Source organism: Leptolyngbya sp. FACHB-60 (assembly GCF_014695775.1).
In the GTDB taxonomy this organism is placed as follows: domain Bacteria; phylum Cyanobacteriota; class Cyanobacteriia; order Phormidesmidales; family Phormidesmidaceae; genus Nodosilinea.
In genome coordinates, this window is record NZ_JACJOX010000028.1 from 90,091 (window position 1) to 112,480 (window position 22,390).

20 protein-coding genes are annotated in these 22,390 nt (G+C 58.7%); 8 read left to right on the forward strand and 12 right to left on the reverse strand.

Annotated features, from left to right (window positions below; genetic code table 11):
• Positions 1–227 precede the first annotated feature (227 nt).
• Entirely contained in the window at positions 228–1,913 is a 1,686-nt protein-coding gene (gene hflX / locus H6F57_RS11550; RefSeq protein WP_190629953.1) for a GTPase HflX, read from the reverse strand.
• A gap of 429 nt (positions 1,914–2,342) precedes the next feature.
• Positions 2,343–2,543, reverse strand: coding sequence for a chlorophyll a/b-binding protein (locus tag H6F57_RS11555; RefSeq protein ID WP_190629805.1), 201 nt, complete (start codon positions 2,541–2,543; stop codon positions 2,343–2,345).
• 799 nt (positions 2,544–3,342) lie between these two features.
• Here H6F57_RS11555 and H6F57_RS11560 point away from each other — a divergent pair.
• Together H6F57_RS11560 and H6F57_RS11565 are read left to right on the forward strand one after the other, a co-directional pair.
• Positions 3,343–3,777 carry a CAAD domain-containing protein gene (locus tag H6F57_RS11560; protein WP_190629804.1) on the forward strand — a complete coding sequence of 145 codons (435 nt, stop codon included), beginning with the start codon at positions 3,343–3,345 and terminating at the stop codon, positions 3,775–3,777.
• 199 nt (positions 3,778–3,976) lie between these two features.
• Positions 3,977–5,275, forward strand: a complete 1,299-nt coding sequence (locus tag H6F57_RS11565) for a hypothetical protein (protein ID WP_190629802.1) — start codon at positions 3,977–3,979, stop codon at positions 5,273–5,275.
• An 82-nt stretch (positions 5,276–5,357) separates the two neighbouring features.
• On the opposite strand, the gene H6F57_RS11570 is transcribed toward H6F57_RS11565, so the two are convergent.
• From H6F57_RS11570 to H6F57_RS11600, 7 genes are all read right to left on the reverse strand, one after another.
• Positions 5,358–6,626 (reverse strand): serpin family protein, encoded by a 1,269-nt coding sequence (locus H6F57_RS11570; RefSeq protein WP_199289881.1) that lies wholly within the window; start codon positions 6,624–6,626, stop codon positions 5,358–5,360.
• 102 nt (positions 6,627–6,728) lie between these two features.
• On the reverse strand, positions 6,729–7,847 hold the full coding sequence (locus H6F57_RS11575) for a tRNA (guanine-N1)-methyltransferase (protein ID WP_190629800.1): 1,119 nt from the start codon (positions 7,845–7,847) through the stop codon (positions 6,729–6,731).
• Entirely contained in the window at positions 7,844–8,143 is a 300-nt protein-coding gene (locus tag H6F57_RS11580; RefSeq protein WP_190629799.1) for a DUF2103 domain-containing protein, read from the reverse strand. Before H6F57_RS11580 ends, H6F57_RS11575 begins: the two co-directional genes overlap by 4 nt.
• Positions 8,144–8,181: 38 nt before the next feature.
• On the reverse strand, positions 8,182–8,499 hold the full coding sequence (gene clpS, locus H6F57_RS11585; protein WP_073608360.1) for an ATP-dependent Clp protease adapter ClpS: 318 nt from the start codon (positions 8,497–8,499) through the stop codon (positions 8,182–8,184).
• 294 nt (positions 8,500–8,793) lie between these two features.
• Complete coding sequence (locus H6F57_RS11590) at positions 8,794–10,065, reverse strand: ATP-binding protein (RefSeq protein ID WP_190629797.1); 1,272 nt, start codon at positions 10,063–10,065, stop codon at positions 8,794–8,796.
• Between the two features lie 169 nt (positions 10,066–10,234).
• A complete protein-coding gene (gene thiL, locus H6F57_RS11595; protein ID WP_190629796.1) occupies positions 10,235–11,245 on the reverse strand; it encodes a thiamine-phosphate kinase in 1,011 nt (336 codons plus the stop codon).
• Positions 11,246–11,334: 89 nt separating this feature from the next.
• Positions 11,335–12,456 carry a peptidylprolyl isomerase gene (locus H6F57_RS11600; RefSeq protein WP_190629794.1) on the reverse strand — a complete coding sequence of 374 codons (1,122 nt, stop codon included), beginning with the start codon at positions 12,454–12,456 and terminating at the stop codon, positions 11,335–11,337.
• A gap of 242 nt (positions 12,457–12,698) precedes the next feature.
• On the opposite strand from H6F57_RS11600, the gene efp reads away from it, so the two are divergent.
• The 4 genes from efp (at position 12,699) to H6F57_RS11620 (ending at position 15,242) form a co-directional block, all read left to right on the forward strand.
• Complete coding sequence (gene efp / locus H6F57_RS11605; protein WP_073608364.1) at positions 12,699–13,256, forward strand: elongation factor P; 558 nt, start codon at positions 12,699–12,701, stop codon at positions 13,254–13,256.
• An 89-nt stretch (positions 13,257–13,345) separates the two neighbouring features.
• Positions 13,346–13,837 carry an acetyl-CoA carboxylase biotin carboxyl carrier protein gene (gene accB / locus H6F57_RS11610; protein WP_190629792.1) on the forward strand — a complete coding sequence of 164 codons (492 nt, stop codon included), beginning with the start codon at positions 13,346–13,348 and terminating at the stop codon, positions 13,835–13,837.
• A 32-nt stretch (positions 13,838–13,869) separates the two neighbouring features.
• Entirely contained in the window at positions 13,870–14,595 is a 726-nt protein-coding gene (gene pyrF, locus H6F57_RS11615) for an orotidine-5'-phosphate decarboxylase (protein WP_190629790.1), read from the forward strand.
• Positions 14,571–15,242, forward strand: a complete 672-nt coding sequence (locus H6F57_RS11620) for a hypothetical protein (RefSeq protein WP_190795005.1) — start codon at positions 14,571–14,573, stop codon at positions 15,240–15,242. Before pyrF ends, H6F57_RS11620 begins: the two co-directional genes overlap by 25 nt.
• Here the strand turns inward: H6F57_RS11620 and cofH are convergent.
• The 3 genes from cofH to H6F57_RS11635 form a co-directional block, all read right to left on the reverse strand.
• The gene (cofH, locus tag H6F57_RS11625; RefSeq protein WP_206753716.1) at positions 15,140–16,351 is read right to left on the reverse strand and encodes a 7,8-didemethyl-8-hydroxy-5-deazariboflavin synthase subunit CofH; all 1,212 of its coding nucleotides are present in this window, start codon (positions 16,349–16,351) and stop codon (positions 15,140–15,142) included. The two genes, H6F57_RS11620 and cofH, sit on opposite strands and share 103 nt — an antisense overlap.
• A gap of 155 nt (positions 16,352–16,506) precedes the next feature.
• Positions 16,507–17,565: an NAD-dependent epimerase/dehydratase family protein gene (locus H6F57_RS11630; RefSeq protein ID WP_190629784.1), complete on the reverse strand. Its 1,059-nt coding sequence runs from the start codon at positions 17,563–17,565 to the stop codon at positions 16,507–16,509.
• A complete protein-coding gene (locus H6F57_RS11635) occupies positions 17,562–18,620 on the reverse strand; it encodes a Gfo/Idh/MocA family oxidoreductase (RefSeq protein ID WP_190629783.1) in 1,059 nt (352 codons plus the stop codon). The genes H6F57_RS11630 and H6F57_RS11635 overlap by 4 nt, the downstream gene beginning before the upstream one ends.
• A gap of 416 nt (positions 18,621–19,036) precedes the next feature.
• Here H6F57_RS11635 and H6F57_RS11640 point away from each other — a divergent pair, with 416 nt between their 5' ends.
• Positions 19,037–20,149: a polysaccharide biosynthesis/export family protein gene (locus H6F57_RS11640; RefSeq protein WP_190629780.1), complete on the forward strand. Its 1,113-nt coding sequence runs from the start codon at positions 19,037–19,039 to the stop codon at positions 20,147–20,149.
• A 23-nt stretch (positions 20,150–20,172) separates the two neighbouring features.
• Positions 20,173–22,353: a tyrosine-protein kinase domain-containing protein gene (locus H6F57_RS11645; RefSeq protein ID WP_190629778.1), complete on the forward strand. Its 2,181-nt coding sequence runs from the start codon at positions 20,173–20,175 to the stop codon at positions 22,351–22,353.
• Positions 22,354–22,390 lie beyond the last annotated feature (37 nt).

The window sequence follows — 22,390 nt, forward strand, 5'->3', positions numbered from 1 at the left end:
TGGTTAGGTCAAGCCGAAGATAGCAATTCTGGAGTGGCGATGGCGAGCCAAATAATGCACCAGTTTTTGGCGTTGTCAGCTTCCCATGTCCTTGGCCATCTAGCCAGCGCTACTGCTTCGGCACTGTAGATGCTCTAGGGTAGGCCTGCTAACTGGCTCACTTTGATCGACGTGAGGGGCTGAGAGGCAACCTGAACCAGAGTGGCCTCCCCTTAATTTTCCTTGAGTTATACCGTGACGGCATAATCGACCAGTTGTAGCAGGCGCGATCGCAGCGTCTCCAGTCCCAACCGCTCGGTGGCGGAGATAAACAGAGCCTGGGGGTACTCCTCCTGGGCGATCGCCAGCTCTTCGCTACTCACTCGGTCGGCCTTGTTAAACACCAGCAGCATCGGCCCCGGCACAATCGGCATATCCTTGAGAATGCGCATTACCCAGTGAATCTGGTCTTGCCAGGCGGGGTGCGACACATCTACTACATGGAGCAGGGCATCGGCCTCAGTGACCTCTTCGAGGGTGGCGCGAAAGGCATCCATCAGCGAGGCGGGCAGCTCTTCAATAAAGCCCACCGTGTCGGTGACCACCAGCTGGGTGGTTTCGTTGGTGGCGGGGTCGGTGATTGCCAGACGGCGGGTGGTAGGGTCGAGGGTGGCAAACAGCTGGTCAGCAGCGTATACCTCAGAATTGGTCAGTGTGTTGACCAAAGTTGACTTGCCCGCGTTGGTGTAGCCCACTACGGCGATCGAGGGCAGGTTGTCGTCCTGACGGCGGTGGCGCAGGCGAGCGCGGTGGGCCTGAAGCTGGTTCACCTCCTGCTGGAGCCGCTGAATGCGCCGCTGAATGGCTCGGCGCTCGGTCTCTAGCTTCGTTTCCCCTGGGCCTCGGGTGCCAATGCCGCCCCCCTGCCGCGACAGGGACTGACCGCGCCCCTTCAGCCGGGGCATTTGGTACTCAAGCTGGGCCAGCTCCACCTGGAGCTTACCGGCACCGCTTTTGGCCCGCTGGGCAAAGATATCGAGAATCAGCTCGGTGCGATCGACCACGCGCAGGCCCACCATATCTTCCAGGTTGCGCACCTGCATGGGAGAGAGGTCGCGATCAAACACGATCAAATTGGCCCCTACGGTCTGGGCCGCTAAGGCTACCTCCTGCACCTTACCGGCCCCCAGCACGGTCTGAGGGTGGGGTCGAGGGCGCTTTTGAAACATAGTTTCCATCACTTCGCCGCCTGCGCTGTCAACTAGGCGCTCTAGCTCTTCGAGCCGCTGCTCAAAGTGCTCAGGGGTTTGATTGTTGGTAAACAGGCCGACGACTAAAACGCGATCGCGCTCATCCTCCACCTGTAGTGCGGTAAAGGCGCGGCTAAACTCGGCCTCTAGACCTTCGGCCAGGGCGAGAAAATCTTGGGCGGCCAGCTCGTCTAGGTCGGTGGGGGCCGACACCAGCCAGCGCTGCTCAGGGTGGGGCACCAGGTGGGCTAGATAAGTGCTCTGGATATAACCAGTAGCACCCCCCCCGCGACGGGTAAAGCCAGTGCCCGTCAACGCCAGCACCGCCAGCACATCTAGCCGCTGGAGGGCCATGGTCGTAAGAATGGCATCGCTAGGTGGGTCAGGTTCAAACTGGGTGGCAATACAGCGAATGCCGCTGAGGCGCTCGGCCCCATAGCGGGGCAGCTCTGAAGGGGGAATTTGAGTCTGCCGCAGCGTGCCTACCCCTACCCGAATCACCTGGCCACGACGATTGACGTAAGCGCACAGGGGGCTGTCGATGTCGGTACTCACTGCTGCCAGTCGCTGGGCAAACTCAGGAGTCACCACACAATCCCCTGGCAGTCGCTGGTGGTAGAGGCGCTGTAGCTGCTTGAGCTGACTGGGCTTGAGGCCCTTTAAATTGCCATAGATGGTTTCGATAAGGTCAACCTGCTCCTAAACCGAAGGTATCTTCAGCCCTGGCAAGGAGGTGCAGTTTTGCCTCTAGGAAACCTAACCTCTCCCCATGTAGGCTGAGGATATAGATTATATAACTTTTAACTTCGGCTTCTCACCTGGGAACGAGTGGAGAGTTCAAACTTTCTTATCATTTTTTAGTCAAAAGCTGTAGCTGGCCGTAGCTAACCGCTCAGCCGACAATCCTTCAGCGGTAACTGTTTAAGCCTATAGCGTTAGTCGGTTAGCTTAGGGCATGGGAAAACCGTTGATAGCGAGAATTAGAGTAGTGAACTGGTCGTATAGCAATCTCTCGCCAACCAGAACGAGCTAAAGCTCAAAAGAGGACGTTAATATAACGTTCTCTTTTGAGCTTTGTCTTTCGAGCGGTAATGTGTGGTAGAACTGTTTCGCTTAAAACAGACCCAGCCAGTGGAAGAACCCTTGGCCAGTGGTCAGTTCAACCAGCAAAGCGCCGAGGAAACCGATCATGGCGAGACGACCGTTCCAGAGTTCAGCACTGGGGTTGGATCCAAATTCAAACTTGGTTCCGAACTCACCATACTCACGATTAAATTGACCGTCGTAGGTGGTTTTGTCTTGGGGATTAGCCATCGGAAGTGCCTCTAGATAATTACGTTACAGTTGAGCAGTTGCCACACCTAACCCCTGTGGGTTAAAGCCCAACGGCTTGCGCTCGAATGCACAAGTTGCTGTGCTCAAAATCCAGCGGTGTGTTGTTACTTAACTTAACGATGCCGACCCGAACCGGCTATCTGTAGCTGGGTAGAAGACTTAGTAAATTATTGTCCCGTCAACAGCGCCCTTAAGTTGCTTGGCCGGTTGAGCTGACAGGCCAATATTGAGGTATCGAGGCCCAACATCAAGGTGTGGGAGGATTTACCGTCGATGACCAAGCATTCTCTGTAGGCCTGACTTGCGACTCTCCAGGACTCTGCTGCCCAAACAACCCTGGCAATTGGATTATGTCTACCCCTTACCCTTTGGGAGACACGGGATTCGCTATAGTACTAAGGCTGATTTTGAGGGCACACATGGCCAGACGATATCGGGCAGACCGTGAGGATGGGCAGAGTTTCATTCGGTGGCCTTCACCTTCAAAGTCAAAGTCTTCCAATTCTCGTTCCGTGTCGTCGTTCGACCCTGATCTTGTGGTTGACCGCCGACGGCTTTACAACTATCTAGATTCGCTAGAGAGCTTGTCGGGAGAGTAATGCCATACTCCCTGGGGCTGTTATCGAGCGGTAGGGGACTTCCCCCCTTAGGAGCATGAAAACCGGCGAGATTCGGTTTATAACTCTTTTTAAGATGCAAAGCAAGTTAAGCGAATTGGTGTATTCTTGTTTCGTAATCTTGACTTCTACCGCTAAACAAGCCCCTGGGATCATTAGCCATGAGCACAGATTTTCAGTCAGACACTACTTATACAGAGTTTACGGAACCAGAAGGCCCTACGGTCATTGTGGACAACTCAGACTCTAGCGCCTCTGCTCTGGGTGACGAAGCCTCTCGACAAATCAAGCAGGTGTGGGAAAAGATTTCTGCACTGTTGGGCAATCTCCCTGACTATGTGACTGAGTTTATCCAGCGTTATCGGCGGCCGATTGTCACCGTTGGCCTGATTGTTGCGGCGTTTATTGCCGTGAAGTTGGTGTTGGCTCTGTTGGGAGCTGTGAATGACGTTCCTCTGCTGGCCCCTACCTTCGAACTGATTGGGCTCATCTACAGCGGTTGGTTTCTCTACCGCTACCTGCTCAAGGCCTCTAACCGGCAAGAGCTGCTGGGCGACATTGCCGCCATTCGCGACCAGGTATTAGGTAAAGGGTAATTAGGTTGTGTGAGTGTCAATGGCAAAGTCTCGACGAGGCTTTGAAGAGCAAATTTTCTTGCATTCACACTTGCTGTCTGCTTTTACACTTCTTCCTTTCGGTTAACTCCCCCTGTGATTCGCGATCGCGCTTTCTATACTGGTTGTAGATGCAACTGGTGGTTGCGCGATCGTTAGAACCCAGGGGTTTCGTTTATTTATGGCGCAGACAAAAACAATTACCCAAGCGGTAGAGCGGTTGGGCTACCGAGTCACGGTAGGGGATGTGGCCGCTGAAGCTGGTCTGCCTCTATTAGAGGCTCAACAGGGGGTATTGGCCCTGGCCTCTGAGGTGCAGGCCCATCTCCAAGTGGCCGAGTCGGGTGAGATCGCCTACGTCTTTCCCAAAAACATTCAGGCGGTGCTGTGGAGCAAGTCTTGGCGGCTGCGGTGGCAGTCGGCTTGGGAGAAAGCGTGGCGGGTGCTGCTTTACCTGATCCGCGTTTCCTTTGGAGTCGTGCTGATTTTGTCGCTGGTGCTGATTGTGGTGGCGATTACAATTATCGCGATCGCAGCCAGCAGTGCCGGTCGTGACGACAACGACAGTGGCGGTGGCGGTGGCGGCATGATATTTTTGCCTCGGGTTTGGCTGGGGCCAGACATTTTTTGGATGTTTGACCCGAGGAGCGATCGCCGTCGTCGGCCCCGCACCAAATCAGAGATGAACTTTTTAGAGGCGGTGTTCTCCTTTTTGTTTGGCGATGGCAACCCCAACGCTGACCTCGACGACCGCCGCTGGCAGAGCGTTGCCCAAGTGATTCAGGCCAACGGTGGCGCTGTGGTGGCTGAGCAAATTACTCCGTTTTTGGGCGACCTGGGCAAGGGCTGGGCCAGTGACCTCGAAGACTTTATGGTGCCGGTGCTGAGCCGGTTTAACGGGCTGCCCCAGGTCAGCCCCCAGGGCGGCATTGTATACCAGTTCCCTGAGCTACAGGTGACGGCTCAGGCGCAGCGTACCATCAACCCACCCCCATTTCTACGAGAGCTGCCTCGCAAGTTTAGCCAGGCCACCTCTGGGCAGATTATGGGGGCCATTGTTTTGGGTAGTGCCAACCTGATTGGAGCACTGGTGCTAGGCAGCATGCTGCAAGACCAAAGCTTGGTTGCTGAACTCGGCGGCGTTGTCGCCCTGGTCAACTCGCTCTACTGGCTGCTGTTGGGCTATGGGACAGCCTTTTTGGGCCTGCCCCTAGTGCGTTACTTTTGGGTGCAGCAGCAAAACAGCCGCATCGCCGCCCGCAATGCCGAGCGCGAGCGGCGGGCTGAAGTCTTGAGCCAGCTCACCGACGACCAGCGCGAAAAGCTGGCCTTTGCCCAGACCCTCACCCTCCAAACGGTGTTGGGAACCGACAACCTGGCCTACACCACGGAGAGCGATCTAACCGATCAGGAAATTGCTCAAAAGGACAAGATTGACGCTGAGTGGCAGCGGCTTTTGGAGGAGCGACAGGGGAAGTAGGGGCGTAGGGGAGTAGGCGAGTGGATGGGTGGATGGGTAAAGCTGATCCACCTACCCATCTACCCGCCTACCCATCCACCCTCTAACGTGGATCGACGATCGCTCCGACAAACAGCAGCGTGCCTGTGTTGCGATCGCGAATTGCCGCTAAGAAGGGCCGATCGACCACCATCTCGAAGGGCGAATCGGGTGGCAGAGCAACAGAGGTGGGCATGATGCCGATCGCGGTGCTGGCGGCGGCTTCGGTGCCTGCTTCGTTGACTTCAATAAAGGTTTTGTGACGCACCTGGTTAATGAACGCATCCAGCTCGGTGAGACCCGAGAAGTCGGCCTGGCCTGCCTCAAAGGCAATGCCCATACCCAAGGCTTGCAGGGCGGGGATCAGGTCGGCTTCGTACTCAAACTGAAATTTGGGCAGCTGAATTTCACCGGGGCGCGATCGCATTTGCCCCATCCAGCTCTCCCAAGTCTCGGGGGCAAGCTGCGCCGATAGGGTAGCCAGGTCGTTGCCGGGGGCGGGCAAGATTACTTCAAAGCTGAGCGTGCCATTGCCGTAGGGTAGACTCACCGCCTGAAACTGATCGGTTTCTACATATAAATAGTCGCCCTGCTGAACCATTAGCGGATGCTGGATAGTTTCGCCGCTGGTCAGGGTAAAAGGGCGCTCCGTCGTGCGGGCGCGGTCGAAGGCTTCGCTCCAGGCTCCTTTGAAATAGACAGCGTTGACCAGCACCAAAAGCTGGTCTGGGGGTAGCTGATCGACAATGGTGGGGATGCGATTGCGGGTGTGCTGCTTGACCCAGTCGTTGATGCGATCGATGGCGGCGGGCTGGCTAAAGTCGAGGGCCGCCACTTCGGCGGCGTAGGCCGTCTGCATGCGCTCTACATAGTCGGGCCGCACCGGCAGGCTTTCGTTCACCCAAAGGGAATTGGCGATGGCAAGGGCTACTTCGGGGTCGAGCTGCGTCAAATACTCAGTTAGAGCCTGGTTGCCCGCGTTAAGCTGCTCGATGTCTAGGCTATGGAGCTTGAGGGTAGCGGCGATCGCCGCCTGAGTTTCGCCGCCGGCGCCGTTGTAGGCCATAGCCAAAGCCAAAGCCACACTGGTCGGTGACACTAGCACATTCTCATCGGGCGTCGCTTGGCGCAACTGCTCAAACAGAGCAAAGCCAAAATCTAAATGGGCCTGGGTCAATGCTCTATCCACGGTGGGGGCTTGGTCTAAACGCGAATTGTCGTAGGGAGTCGGTGCGGGGGCGGTAGGAGGCTGGGCCTGGAGCTGAGCGCAGCCCAGAGTCAGGGCGACTAACCCGATCGACGCAGCCCGGCCAATCCATCGGTGTTCCATCATGGGGGTATCAATTAACGCTGTCCACACCTTGTCATGGGGGCATGGGACAGGATGCGGTGGTTGCAGGAATGGAAACTGAGACAGACTTTGCTGACCTAAATCCTACGGTTGAATCGTTTGAGCGATCGCCACACAATCCTGAAACGCCGCGTTGGTCTTCACCCCCTGCCAATCCATCGACGGAATCGCCGCTTGGTAACCCTGGGCCTGCAAGGCCGCAATCAAACGATCGCGGTTCGGAATATCCATTTGTCCCCGCCGCCCGATTTCCCCGAGGGGGTAGTAGTAGGGTGGCAGATCAATTTCTTGGGCCATAATGGCCAAAAGCTTGGCCTGAGAACTCCAGCCCCAGCGGTTTGCTAAACCCTGCATCTCCGCTAGCATCTCCCCATCGTGGAGTGGCCCTAGCCACATTGGCCCGCTCACCACAGGCAGAGCTTCTGCACAGGGACAATTTACCCGGCCCAGGTGTCGCCAATCTGCGGTTTGAAAGTGGCCGCAACGGTGGCAGTAAGCCACAAAGCCATAGTTGCCCTCCGTCAGCGTCGGCTTACTGACTAGGCGCACCATCACCCGATGCACTTGGCCCGTAAACAGCGAAAAGACTGGCTCTATGCCCAACCCTCGCGCTGCTGCGGTTTGGGCGACATGGCCGATGATCAACCGCAGGCCCTGCTCATGGGCGGCGGGGTGCGATCGCGCGCAGGCTCCATAGGTTCTCAAGCTGCGCTCTGGGTCGTGGCCGCTGGTGGCGCGGCCATCGGTGCTGGTCAGATACAACATTCCCCCTAAGCGGGTGGCCCACAGCCCGGTGCCGGCGTAGGGGGCGGGGCTACCGAAGTTGTCGATATCTACCAGGTCATAAAAGTCGCGCTGCTGGTAGCAGGCGAAGAACACCTGGTTGGCATCCTGATGGGTGATGCGGCAGGCATCGGCGGGCAGAGTCGCCAGGTTTTGAGCCAAAACTTTCGCCAGCTCAGGATTGCCCTCGTTGGCCCAGACCCAGTCGGCCTCGGCTTCCAATCGATAGCGCAGGGGCCGCACACCGCAGCCGGTCATGGCATCTAGCACTCGCAAATGGCCGTGGCGCTGGCGATAGACGGTCGCCGCTAGCACCGCCAAATCACGGGCGATCGCGCTTTTAGGGCGATAAAATGCCTGCCCCACCGCAAACGTCGCCTTGCCTTCCTGCACTAAAGCCGGGGATGACCCTAGGGTCACCGAGCGGCCTCGACAGCCTTGGCGATCGCGCCCTCTAGCGCCAGCTTCTCCAGTTCTGTGAGCACAAAGACTTCCTGCACCGTCTTGCCTTTGCGGGCAATCAGCTTAAACCCACCGCGAATGGGCACCGACACCTTCACCCGCAGCTCGGGGGAGTGGGCTCTGACGTTGGCAATTACCCCCGGAGTCACGGTGCCAATACCGGGCTGTTCTAAAAGCCGTTCGAGGATGGGAATCAGCCCGGGCAAATGGGTGGAGTGGTTCCAGACTAGACGACCGTCCGAGGCTTGTGTCATTGGGGTGTTTTAAGAAAGATTTAAGAAAGTCTATCTGATTATGCTTTTTCGAGGGGGGCCATCGTCAAGCCAGCGCGAGTGAGCTGGGTGTGGTAAAGCTCCGCCTGCTCAAGCGGGCCAACCCAGACCACCGCCTGACCATCGTGGTGCACCTGGTTAGTGAGATCCCAGGCGCGATCGCCATCCATACCAGGAATGTACTTCATTAAGCACTCCGCCACATGCTGAAAGGTATTGACATCATCGTTGAGCACGATGATTTTGTAGTTGGGATACGACTGGCGCGTGGTTTGGCGAGTCTTTGCGGGGGCACTGGCGGGGGCTGAGGAAACCGCTTGGGGCAAAACCGGAGTCATGGGAAGTGAACCTAGCTGAAGCTAAACCTATTGTCCTGTACACCGTTGCCAGAAGCTCATTTGAAACCGGCGAGCGCGAAGACGATCGACCGTTGTACCGCTGTACCGAATCCCAAAATCTAGCTTGTAGCTAGCCTGCGCCGCCTACAAACCCCTTGAGAAAGTTTCAAAAAACTTTTAGGCAGGATTTTCTCCCCTAGTGTATCGAATTCTGGTCGCCCAAATCTGTGGCACCTCATCTCCCCTAAGCGCGAGCTGGCTCTGCCTAGGCGCGGGAACACCGCTAGCCCACCGCTAAAGCGAGAGCATGCGCTCCAGCTTAGGAATCGTCAAGGGCAGGTCGATGTAGGCATCGGCAATGGATGAGCACCCAGCAGACATATCCGGTGGCCGCAAAATCACCACCTTGATCGGCTGAGACACCAGCGGTGGCTTGAGCTGCTGCAAATGGTTTTCTAAAGCTGGGTTGCAGGCTTCGCGATCGCCCACAATCAGCAGCTGGGGCAGGTGCTCTTTGAGCTGCTGATGCACCTCGTTCCAGCTGCGACAGCCGTTGACCTGCCATCCGCAGGCCCTTACATAGGCCACCAGTGCCCGATGGTGATCGAGATCGCTGTCTATCACTATCAGCCGATGGATGCCCGCCCCCATCGGCACCGGCCTAACGGTCGGCAGATCGGTCGCAGAATTACCCTCTGGCCCATGCATCGGCAGAGAAAGAACAAAACAGCTGCCCTGCCCCACCACCGACGTCACCCGCAGGTGTCCACGGTGGAGCTGGGCCAGCTGTCGAGTCAGCGCCAGCCCTAGACCAGCACCCTCGTATTGCCGATCGAGGCCGCGATCGATCTGAGTAAAGGGCTGAAAAATCTGCTCAAGCTGATCCGTTGGGATACCGATGCCCGTATCCTCTACCTTAAATTCGACTAGGGTCTCGCGGCGGCTCACCGTCAGGGTAACCTGACCCTGGGTTGTAAACTTAATCGCGTTTGACAGTAGGTTGAGCAGCATCTGCCGCAGGCGGCGCTCGTCGGCAATACAGGTAGCTGGCCCTGAAATAGTCACCTGGTGGGACAGCGCCAAACCTTTCTCAGCGGCGCGAGGCTGCATCATCGCCAGACAAGCCTGGCAGATCTCCGGCAGCGACACCTGCGACAGCCGCAAATTTTCCTGGCCCGATTCCACCTTAGACAGATCGAGAATATCGCTAATAATCGCCAGCAGGTGCTCGCCGCTGCCATGAATATAGTCCAGGTATTCTGCCTGCTTCGGATTGAGCGCGCCCACCACCTGCCGTGACAACAGCGCCGACAGTCCCAAGATCGAGTTGAGCGGAGTGCGCAGCTCGTGGCTAATCATCGCCAGAAATCGGCTTTTGGCCTGACTGGCGGCCTCCGCGGCCCGCCGCTGTGCCTCAAGCGCCTGGGTGCGGTGAGTCTGTCGCGCCACATCGAGCCAGCCCTGCTCGCGACTGGTCTCGCGCTGGTTGAGCACCTGCTTCAGCTGCTCAAAGGCGGCATCATCTCGGCAAAAGGGACGTAGGTCTTCAAGATCATTGGCGGTCATAGGGTCATAGTTGAACAGGCAAGTATAGAAATGCAGAACGCCGGATCCGGCCCTGGGCCAGATGTTTTTCCATTAAACCCCACCTCATTGGGGCCATACCATTCTGAATACATTTTTTAGGGCAGGGCAGGTCAAACGCGATCGCCTAGCTGGGCCTAGATGTCGCCTGCTAGGCGAAGTGCTGAAACCCTTGGTTAAAGCTGAGCACAACAGGGGCGGCCCGGTCGTCTGGCCACAGCTCGACTCCAGCTGCCACCGTTGTCTCACCCACGATCGCACAGTCATCCCCCAGGGCAGTTTGCAGAGCCTGGGCCTGGGGGATGGGCAGACACAGCACCAGCTCAAAGTCTTCGCCGCCGTAGAGGCACCAGTCGAGGGCCTGCGATCGCCCCACCCAATCGACCAGCGCCCCATCGATGGGAAGATTGCTCTCTCGCAGGATGGCCCCAGCCCCGCTAGCCTGACACAGGTGCAGCACCGCGTTGGCCAGTCCATCGCTGGAGTCCATGGCGGCGATCGCTCCGGCGTCTGCGTCTGCCCCCAGCACCTGCCAGAGGGCGGCGATCGCGTCTAGCCGAGGCTGGGGCTGCTGATGGGCTGCAATCCAGCGACCGCGATCGGACGGGGCCACCTCAGTTCCCCGATCGGGATGCAGCAATAGCTCTAGCCCCGCCCGCGACAGACCGTGGTAGCCCGTCACCACAATCGCCTGCCCTGGCTGGGCCTTGCTGCGGTACAGCGCCCGCTGAGGGTCAACGCTGCCCAGGGCAGTAATGGCTACGCTGACGGCGTCGGCCCGGCACAGATCACCACCAAGCACGACTCCACCCCAGCGGTTTAGGCAGTCTGCCATTCCTTGGTAAAGCCCCTCTACCCAGGCCAGAGGGGTGTTCCCCGGCAAGCTCAGGCCCACGGTAATGCCTTCGGGGGTTGCGCCCATCGCCGCCAAATCTGACAGGTTAGCGGCCACGGCTCGCCAGCCCACGGCCGCGGCAGGGGTAGTGCGATCGCTAAAATGCACCCCCTCCACCAGCACATCGGTGGTCACCACTAGGTGCCGACCGGGGGGCAGGGCCACCACGGCCCCGTCATCGCCAATCATATCCCCAGGGCAGTAGCGAAACAGCCGCTTCAACAGCCCTAGCTCCCCTAATTCAGCAATGGTTTGCGGATTTTCCATGGTGAGCCCAGTCCATTGCCACAGGGATTAAAGCTAGGGAACGGGGTTGAGGGCTTAGGGTTTGGCCTTAAACCTTAAACCCTAAACCCCTAAGACGGCTGCACCAGGTTCTCGGCCCCAGACACCACCCGAATCGACTCAATGCGATCGCCCTGGGTCATCTGGTCGAGCGCCTCTTTGTTCTTCACCACGTAGCCAAACACCGAGTAGCGGCCGTCGAGCAGGTTGAGGCCCGCCGGGGTCATCTCTGGCTCAAACAAAAAGAAGAAAAACTGCGATGACGCGCCGTTGGGGTCGTTGTTGGGGCGGGCCATGCCCAAGGTACCAAAGGCCGAAAAGGGCAGCACGGGCGCGTCTAAAAAGCGGCCCAGTTCCTCTAGGGTGTTGCCGTACACCGGCGCGTCGTCCCCCTTCACCAAGATTTCCAACGGGATCGCTCGGTAAGCCTTGGTCTTGGGGTCAATAAAGCCATCCTCAGGGCCAACGGGGTCGCCGGTTTGCAGCACGTAGTTGTCTTCGGCTCGGGTAAACTCCATGCCGTCGTAGAACCCCCGCTGCACCAGATCCACAAAGTTGCCGCCGGTCACCGGAGCGCTGTAGCCGTCAATCACCGCCTGCATGGTGCCTTTGTTAGTGGTGATCTCTACCGTGGCACGCCCTTTGAGCTGGGGCAGGTTGCTGTAGTCCTCCGGCACCTCAAAGGGAAAGGCCTTCACCATCAGTTCTTCAATGCGGCTGACGTCGTCGAGCATAGCCGACCGCTTGTCCTGCACGGTGGGGCGATCGCGTAGCTCCACCGCCTCCTTGAGGGGCACCAGCTGGGCCTGAATATCGTCAAGGTAGGAAATTGCCGCTGCCCGCTTGCCGTCGGGCACGGCTGCCAGCATTGCTTCGCGACCGCGTATCAGCGCTCGCTCCAGCTTGGACAGGTCTTTGGCCATCGGCCCCCAGCGCTTGCTCCGCAGCCACTCTGACAGGCCCTCTAGGGTGGCCTGCACTGTGCGAATGTCAGGGTTATCGATGGGCAACGAGTAGCGCAGCAGGGCCTGACCGTCAGTAATGGCATTGCCCGGCGGCAGGTAAGCTACCAGCGGCCCGGCGGGCAATGCCAGGGCCGGGGACAGGGAGCCTAGCCATACCCCCACCGCTACGGCCAATCCACATCCCAGCCGCGCCAGGGCGGCCCAGCCTAAACTCTGCCGTTGATTCATCGCACACATGTCCTTAGCAATAACTCCTTGCTCCGCCCCAGGCGGCCGTTCACCATGTAGCGCACTGCGCCCCTAACAATCTTGTCATACTCTGGCGGCCCCCAAGCGGCAACTCTAGCCCCTAACCCAGCCTTAACCAGCAAAGATCTAGCTTTGCTGGTTAAGGCTAAATCCTGCGGGAAATGGCCGCAGGGGGGTAAAATGAATTGCCAAACTTCACGACTGTCCCCGAAGCCAGCGCCATGATTTCCAGCAACGATTTTCGCACCGGTACCTCCATTGAGCTAGACGGCTCCGTCTGGCGCGTAGTCGAGTTTCTCCACGTCAAACCCGGCAAGGGGTCTGCCTTCGTGCGCACTAAGCTCAAGAACGTCAAAGGTGGCAACACCGTTGAAAAAACCTTTCGGGCTGGCGAAACCGTGCCCCAGGCGGTGATCGAAAAGAGAGACATGCAGCACACCTACCGCGATGGCGAAGACCTGGTGTTCATGGATATGGAAACCTACGAGGAAGTTCGTCTCACCACCGGCGAAATCGGCCCCCAGGTGAAGTACCTCAAGGAAGAAATGAGCGTCAGCGTCGTCAGCTGGAATGGTCAAATCTTAGAAGTTGAGCTGCCCAACTCCATTGTGCTTGAGGTTACCCAAACCGACCCCGGCGTCAAGGGCGACACTGCCACTGGGGGCACCAAGCCCGCCATTCTCGAAACCGGCGCTCAGGTCATGGTGCCGCTGTTTATTTCCATCGGCGAGCGCATTAAAGTAGACACCCGTACCGACGCCTACCTGGGTCGCGAGTAGAGTTTTTCCTGGCTCTTTGACGCCTGCGGCCCATGCCGCTGACCAAGCCTGGCCCATTACCCCTTACAAGACCGCATGAGACTTACGCCGTGGAACTAAGCGTCACCGATCTAAGAGAGTTAGTCACCGCCCTGAGCCAGAGCGACATCGTTGAACTCACCCTCAAGAGTTCAGACTTTGAGCTGACCCTGCGCAAGCCAGGGGCGATGGTTTCAGTCGTTGCACCGGTCCCTATGGCTCCCCGGACGTTAGAGGACACAGCACCCAACCCGCCGATGGCCGAGCCGGTTTCGGCATCGCTGCCTGTCGCCCCTGCCACCCCACCAGGCAAGGGCAGCGATCTGCTGTCCATCAATTCCCCCATGGTGGGCACCTTCTACCGATCGCCTGCCCCGGAGGAACCGGCCTTTGTGGGAGTGGGCGATCGCATCAGCAGCGGTCAAACCGTGTGTATCATCGAAGCCATGAAGCTGATGAATGAGCTAGAGGCTGAGATCAGCGGCGAAATCGTCGAGATTCTGGTAGAAAACGCCCAGCCCGTGGAGTTTGGTCAAACCTTAATGCTGGTTCGCCCCGTCTAAATCTTTGCCCCTTAAGCCCAGGCCCCCCGCCTATGACCGTTGACCAACGCATCATTGTGCCCCTGGACGTGTCCTCAGCCCCAGCCGCCTTGGATCTAGTGGATGCAATCCCTGAGGTGAGCTTTTGGAAGGTGGGTCTGGAGTTGTTTGTCAGCAGCGGGCCGGGCCTGATTCAAGAACTTAAGGCGCGGCAGAAGCGCATTTTTCTCGACCTCAAGTTTCACGATATCCCCAACACCATGGCTGGTGCCTGTGCGGCAGCGGGGCGCTATGGAGTCGATCTGCTGACCATTCACGCGGCGGCGGGCCAAACCGCGATGGAGGTAGCGCAACAAGCGGCGATCGCCGGAGCTGAGTCCGTCGGCGTAGAGCCACCTCTGGTGCTGGCTGTTACCTTACTGACCAGCATCGACCCTCAAACCCTAGCCGTTGAGCTAAAAATTCCCCTTGACTCGAATAGCTATGTGCTGCAAATGGCTCTACTCGCCAGAGACAGTGGCCTGAGAGGTGTGGTCTGTTCACCCCAAGAGGCCAGCCAGCTGCGGCGCTTTTTGCCCGCTGATTTTGTCTTGGTGTGCCCTGGGGTACGCCCCGCCTGGGCCGACAGCCAAGACCAGCGCCGCACCATGACCCCGGTTCAAGCCTTCAACGCTGGGGCCACCTGCCTGGTGATTGGCCGACCGATTACCGCCGCCCCCGATCCCGCCGCCGCCTTTGCGCGCATCTGCGAAGAATGTTCTACCGCGATCGCCCCCTAGTCCGCCAAGCGGCTCTGGCTGCGGGTACCGTACTGCTGCTGGCGCTGGGTAGAGATCTTCAAGCTCAAGAGCTGCCTGAGCCTGAGCCTAACTATCTCCGACCTACCGAACCCTGCCCAAGCGACATCCAAGTGCTCGCCACTCAACTTTTGGCCGATCTGCCCAGCTATGCCAACCGGGTGTCAATCCGCAACCTAGATCTATCCACCAATCCCATCCAACCTGTGACCACCATCTTGGTGGCCAGCGCCCCTGACTTCACTCCCCTAGATCTGTCCCAGCTATCTCCCGTTGGGGCTGCCAGCGAGCGTGAACCCGATGCAGACTTGCAGCAGGTGTTTTTCACCACCCTAGAGCGGCAGTACTGGCAAGAACGGCCGATATCCCTGCAACATCACCACTGGTTGTTTCTCGCCTCCACCCAGGACGGTTGGCACCTGGCCCTGCTGTTTTCTAGCCTAAGCCCCTATCCAAGCAGTGGCTCCTTAGGCTCCAACGCTCGCCCCCCCCCCCCCCCCCCGGAGAGCAGCGACGGCATTGTGGGTCAGGCGGTGAGGCTTTGGCTACGCGACTGTCGGGCGGAGGCAGTGTTTCCCCCGGGCACCGAGGTCGAAAGCGTTTCCCCAGACCCATCGACAAATCCGTAGAGGGTGTCGCGCTGGCGGGCCGGGCGGTTGCAGGTGGCGATCGCCCCGCGCAGCTCTGCCACGGTCATACAAGTTCCCCCCTGGGCCCCGGCCATGGTGGTGATGTGCTCTTCCATTAGGGTGCCGCCGATGTCGTTGCAGCCCCAGGTCAACGCCTCGGCAGCACCGCTCAGCCCCAGTTTCACCCAACTAGGCTGATGGTTGACAATCCAGTTGCCCAAATAAATGCGCGCCACTGCCATCAGCAGCAGCGCATCGGCTAGCACTGGCTGGTCGCGCCCCACTCGGCGACGCAGGGGTTTGGGAGCCTCCTGCCCCACAAAAGGCAGCACAATAAATTCAGTCATCGCCGCCGAGTAGCCTGCCCCTAGGGACTGGCGCTGGAGTTGGCGCAGCTTTTCCAGGTGAGTGATCTGCTGAACCGGGGTTTCAATGTGGCCCGAGAGCATGGTGCTGGTGGTGGGCAGTCCTACCTCGTGGGCTAGCCCAATAATTTCCAGCCAGGTGGCGCTGTCAATTTTCTCAGGGCACAGCACCCGCCGCACGTCATCGTCAAGCACCTCGGCCGCCGTCCCAGGCAGTGACCCCACGCCAGCATCCATGAGGGCCAGTAGCACCTCGCGATAGCTCATTCCGTCCTGGCGGGCGATGAACTCCACCTCCTGGGGTGAGAATGCGTGCAGGTGTAAAGCCGGGAACGAGCCCTTGATGGTGTCCACTAGCTTCAGGTAGTAGTTCAGGGAGCGGCCGTTGATTTTGGCCTCGGGGTTCAACCCGCCCTGCATACAAATTTCGGTGGCTCCCACGGCAACGGCCTCGGTGGTTTTTTCGAGCATGAGGGCTACATCGAGCCAGTAGGCCCCCTCATCCTCAGCATCACGGCGAAAAGCGCAAAAGCTACAGTGCTGCTCACAGATATTGGTGAAATTGATATTGCGGTTGACTACGTAGGTGACGGTCTCCCCCACCTGTCGCTGGCGCAGGGTATCAGCCGTGTCGCGAATCGCCGCCAGGGCCGCTCGATCCTGCGGCTGCAAAAGCGCTACACCCTCAGTCGGGGTAATATCGCCACCAGCCAATGCCTTGGCGAGAATCTGCTCAATTTCCATAGCTGCCAGCATCCACCGTTACAACATCACTTCTTTATTGTGGCGATATTGTGGCGATGGACTGGGTTTCTAGCAGGCAAATTTATTTCACCATCAAAAAGCCCGTGTTTCTAAGGCTGGAAACACGGGCTTTTTTGTCCTAAGGCTGACAATTGTTAGCCTTGGGCAACAGGCTCTAGGGTGGGGGTGGCAGGAGCCTTGGCCAGCATGTCGCTCAGTAGGCACTGGTCGCTGACGCTGCGATCGAGGGCGGTCTCCAGGGTGTAGCGGGGGCTCCAATTCAGCGTTTTCTTGGCCTTGGCGTTGGTGTAGCGAAAGGGTTTCAGCCGCGCATCGAGACTGGCGGGAATCAGCAGCCCCGGCAGGCGAGCCTTGCCCTTGAGCAATTGCTGGTTCACAAACCACGCCAAACTGGAGACGCCGCGCATCATACCCCAGGGCATCGGAATTACCTGGGGTGGGTTGTCGGTGCGCTTCACCAGGGCCTTGGTGAACTGGCGGCGGGTGGGTAAATTGTCATCCACCACGTTGATCACTTCGCCAGCAGCGGCAGCGCTGCCCACCGACAGCACGATGGCCTCAGCACAGTTTTCGACATAGGTGACCGGAATTAGGGCCTTGGGGCCGATTAGCAGCCACTTGGAGCCAAAGTCGGCCCCGTGGCAAGCGTTCCACAACGCCTCGCGGCCGTAGATCATGCCGGGGCGAATTAGGGTGACAGCAGCACCGTTGGTGTTGCCCCACTCACGCATCATGTCTTCTTGAATTAGCTTGGTTTGGGCGTAGGCGTCGCGATATTCGGGTTCAGACTCAATGGGAAAGGCTTCGTCGATCACCCGATTGGCCGAGGGTTTGAAGTAGTCGTACACCGAGAAGGTGCTGGTAGCTACCAGCTTCTTGACAGCGGCGGCGGTCATGGCACCCAGCAGGTTTTCGGTGGTGAGCACGGTGCCCGCAAAGCGATCGTAAAAATCGCCGCCCTTGACCGCCGCCAGGTGAATCACACAGTCAACATCGCTGAGGGCTTCGGCGATGCCGCGACTCTGGCGCAGGTCAACGCGCACTAGCTCCACCGCAGGATGGTCAGCCCAGGCCAGCTTTGAGGTGTCGGTAGCGGGACGCACCACGGCCTTGACGGCATAGCCCTGTCGCACCGCCTCGGCCACCACGTACTTGCCTAAAAACCCTGACGCTCCAGTGATAAACAGCTTCATACTCGGTTCTCCTCTGCAAGTAGGGTCTCAATCAGCCGGTTAGTCTTATCCATATCTTCAAAGCTCACCGGCATGGGCTGATCGTGAAGAATGGCGGCGTAGGTTTGGTCGAGCAGGCGGTGTAGCCCTTCGTAGGCGGTGCGCTGCATGACCTTGTTGCGGAAGTTTTTGACGCTGGAGCCCATTAGATCCCACCCGTTGACGAAGTGGTTGATCAGCGGTGAAAGTTGCTCACCCCCAGCCCGAGGAATCACGGTGCGCAGGTAGGGCTGAAACAGATCGGTTTCGGCGTAGCCCTGGCTGCCCCTGACAAACAGGGTAAAGCATTCGGGTTTGGTATAGCAGCTAAACCGCAGCCGGGCGTGCTGCTGGCCGTTGAGCAAAATGGCGTCGAGGTCGTCGTATTTAAACAGATCACCACCGCCGTGGTTGCTCCAAGCCGCAGCGACCCGCTCTACCTCGGGCATGAACCGCAGTAGCAGATAGGCCATGTGGGTAATGACATCGTGCACGACCCCAGCGGGCAGCTTGTGTACGGGGTTGGGGAGGTTGCGATCGGCAAAGCGCCCGCCGGCCTCGCGATAGCCTAGGGCCACGCGCACCTCAACCTCTTGCACCTCGCCCAAGGTACCGTCTTTGACCATTTCTTCGATTTTGAGAATGGCTTCGTTAAACCGGTAGTTATGGTTTTCGATCAGGTGCAGGTTTTTCTCCTGAGCCAGGTGCCAGAGGGTTTTGAAATCTTCGTAGGTGGGTGTAATCGGCTTTTCGCAGATGACGTGGGCCTGGGCATTGAGACAATCAGTGACCAGCTTTTGGTGAGTATTCGGCGGGGTCAGAATATGAACCACATCGGGCTTGGTTTCTGCCAGCATGGCCTGGTAATCGGTGAAGGCTTGGCCAGCATGAAATGTCTCAGCGGCATACTTAGCGGCGGCGGCAGACAGATCGCACACCCCAACCAGCTCGCTGTGGTCAGAACTATCTAGAAAGCTTAGATGTTGTTTAGAAATAACGCCGGTGCCAATCACCGCAGCCTTTAGAGATTTACCCATTGAAGATACCTGTAGCAAACCAGCTAAAACTAATCATAGAGATGTATCTAAACGGAAAAATTGAGCTACGCAGGGCTAAGTGTACCCGCCCCTAACTGCTGTACAGACTATACGGCTGAACTCAAGAACGTGGGAAAAGTAAGGAATATTGCCAAAAAATTCAGATCTATGGCTACACCGTAAAGCTTTTACAAACTGCCATGCATAAAAACTGAAGCTCGGTTGTCGCACCCCCAGAGAGATATTGGCAGCGCGCCTAGTGATTGGCAATCTGATTTGGAAGGAGCGGCAGAGGAGCAAATTCAAAATTAACGCCATTCTTCGGACGAGGCTGCGCTGAACCCTGGCCCACCGCTAGGAAAATGGGTCAATATTGGGTATTCGTCCATTGCGATCGCGTCCCCAAGGTTAAAGCTATGGTTTTTTGTGGTTCAGCTCAATGCTGGGGCGCTCTGACGGGCCTTTGGTTGGCGATCGCGCTCGCCCCAGCGATCGCCCAGCCACCGCCAGCGGCATTACCCGCTCGCCAACCAGAATCTAGCCTAAGGTTGGAATCCGAGAGCCTGGACACTGCCTTTGACGACTACCGTCTAGGGCCTGGAGACGGCATTTTTGTTGGAGTGCAGCGGTTTCCCGACCTAAGCTTTCCGGCAACCCTAGACATTCAGGGCAATGTGGTGTTGCCCTTAGCCGGCACTGTCAACCTCGTTGGGCTCACTCTGGACGAGACCCGCGAAACAATTTTCAACCTCTACAACCAGTACGTGGTCAATCCCGATGTGTCGGTGATTCTCACCACCCAGCGCCCGGTGGAGGTAACGGTGGTGGGCGAGGTGCCCCGTCCAGGCTTCTACCCCTTGCAGGCTCCGCAGCTATCGGTGGCGCTGCTGACCGCAGGGGGCTCTACCACCCTGGCGGATCTGCGTTTGGTGCAGGTGGATCGGCCCTTAAAGAGTGGCGACGTACTCTCTCGCACCATAGATTTATTCACGCCGCTCCTTCAGGGTGAACCCATTCCCCAGGTGAGGCTCCAGGACGGTGATGTAGTCACGGTGCCCCGGCTGGCCCCAGAGGATGTGGAGAGCTACGATCGCGCCCTAGTGGCCAGCTCAACCCTAGCCCGGCCCGAAATTACCATCCGCATACTCAACCGAGCTGCCGGGGCACGCGGCGGGGAAGCTCGCTTTGGAGCCATAAATCTACGTAACGGCAGTCGTTTTTTAGATGCCCTGGCCGTGGCGGGGGTCAACCCTGATGTGGCCGCCTACAACCGCATTGCGGTGCTGCGATTTAACCCCGAAACCGGCTTGGCCGATACGATCACGGTAAATGCGGGAGCGGCAGTAAATGGCGACCTGAGCCAGAACATTCCCCTTCAGGAAAACGACATCTTGGTCGTTGACCGCAACCTGCTGGCGCGGGTCAGCTATGCTCTCAATACCTTTACCCAGCCCTTTCGCGATGTGTTGGGCTTCTTGCTCTTTTTTGACTCACTGACCGATTCAGCAGACTCGTTATTTAGACCCTAGGGTCTTAGACCCTGAAAACGGCGATGGTTTCTCCTTTTATTAAGCGCTATCTGCTGGCCCTAGACCGCTACAAGTGGCCTGGTCTGGCCACCCTGCTTGGTGTTTTGGGAATTTCGGCGGTGGTGGCTATGCAGCCCCCTCCGCCCCCGCAATACCGAGCCGAGGGGGTGCTGGTACAAAACGCCCCGGTGGTTGCCCTAACCGCCACCGGAACTGAGGTGCAGCAGCGGGGCCAGGGCATTATTTCGGAGGAATTTTTGCTGGCCGACGTGCTGCTTCAGCAGGTGTCCCAGGAGCTAGAGCGGCGAGGGATGGCGATGGATCCCGAAACCTTGCGCTACCGTACCACCGTCAAACTGGAGGGGGAAGAAAACCTGGTGCAGCGGGTGACAGTGACCTTTCGTGGAACCGACGAAGAGCAGGCCCAACTTGCCCTCAGTCTGCTGTTTGAGGCGATGGTAGAGCTGAGTCGAGTTACCAACCGCGCCAGAATTCGAGCCATTGTGACAGCGCTAGATGAGCGCCTGCCCGCTGTAGAAACCGACCTCCGAGCCGCCGAACAGGCCCTCGAAGCCTACGATCGCACCGAAGGCCCAGCCATTCAAGCCGCCCTCGACGGCAGCCTGCTAGGGGCAATCTCGGGTGGGCAGCAGCAGCAGCGCCAGAACCAAATCACTTTGGCGGGCCTAGATTCCCAGATTCAAAGCCTGCAACAGCAGCTGGGGCTGACGCCGGGGCAGGCATTTACCGCTTCGGCCCTGAGTGCTGACCCGATTATTGCCCAGCTGCGATCGCAGATTTTAGAAAGCGAAACTCAGCTCAAGCTGCTGTCGGCCACCCTGCGCGAGTCGCATCCCACCATTCAGGACCTGCGCCAAAATCTAGCCGCCTACAACGCTCTGCTGGCCGAGCGCGCCCAGGAGGTGATTGGAGGGCAAGACTTGGCTGCCCTGCCCAGTGTCAGCGAAGTGCGCCAAAACAGTAGCCTCGACCCGGCCCGCGCTGCCCTGGCCAACCAGTTGGTGACCCTCAGCGCCCAGCGGGCCGCCCTGGCCAGCCAGCAGCAGGTGCTCAGCCAAAGCGATGGCCAACTGCGTCAGCAGTACTCCAGCCTGCCCAACAAGCAGCTGGAGCGCAACCGCCTCGCCCAGCAGGTCGCCCTCAACCAGGCCCTCTACGACCAAATTCAGGCCAAACGCATTGATGCCCAAGCCGCCGAGGCCGAGACTGCCAGCAGCCTCACCGTCGCCCAACCGCCCACCACGACGCTCCAGGCTGACCCACCCACCAGCCCCGTCGTGGTTATGGCTGTGGGCGGCCTACTAGGGGTTGTCGCCGCCGGAGCCGTGGTCTTTCTGCTTGATCTGCTCGACAGTACCGCCCGCACTCCCGACGATCTCCAGGGCATTTTGAGCGATCAGGATGTGCCGATGCTGGGGTTAGTCCCGGCCCTGGCCGCCACGTCTTCCCAGGGCTGGCCGATTCTCTACCAGCCTCACACCCCCGACCTTGAGATTTACGAGCGACTGCGCAGCAGCCTGCGGCGGGCGGGCAGCCTGTCTGAGTCTGGAACACCCCCGCGGGTGGTGCTAGTAGTCAGCAGCCGGTCGGGAGAAGGTAAAACCACCAGCGCCTTTAACCTGGGCATTGCCGCCGCCCGCGCCGGACGCCGGACCCTGATTGTCGAAGCTGATCTGCGCCAACCCTCCTGCGGTCACCGGCTGGGGGTCAAGCTCAATCCAGCTGCCATCTCTGAGCCGCTGCACTACTATGCCGGGCGGCAGCAGGAGCCAATTCAGCTCGCGCCCTGGGTCGAAAATCTGTATCTGGCTCCCAGCCCCGGCCCCCAACCCCACCCGGCGGCAATTCTCGAGTCGAGCGAGATGGGGCAATTTTTAACCGATGCCCGCGCTCGGTTTGATCTGGTGCTGATCGACGCGCCGCCCCTAGGCAATAGCAATGACGCCCTGCTGCTCGGGGCCACCAGCGATGGGCTACTGCTGGTGACTCGCCCCGGCTACACCGACAAAGCGGTGCTAGAGGCTCTGTTAGAACAGCTGTTAGAAAATGAAGACCTGCCGCTGCTGGGTGCGATCGTCAATGCCGCCGATCGCACCACCGCCGCGTCTGCCACCCTTTCCACCACGGACAGTGCCGCCGTCACCCCCGGCCCCCAGCCCCTAATTCGCTCCATCGACTTTTAGCTGGGAAGCCCATAGGGTAGGATCATAGGCTGTAGCG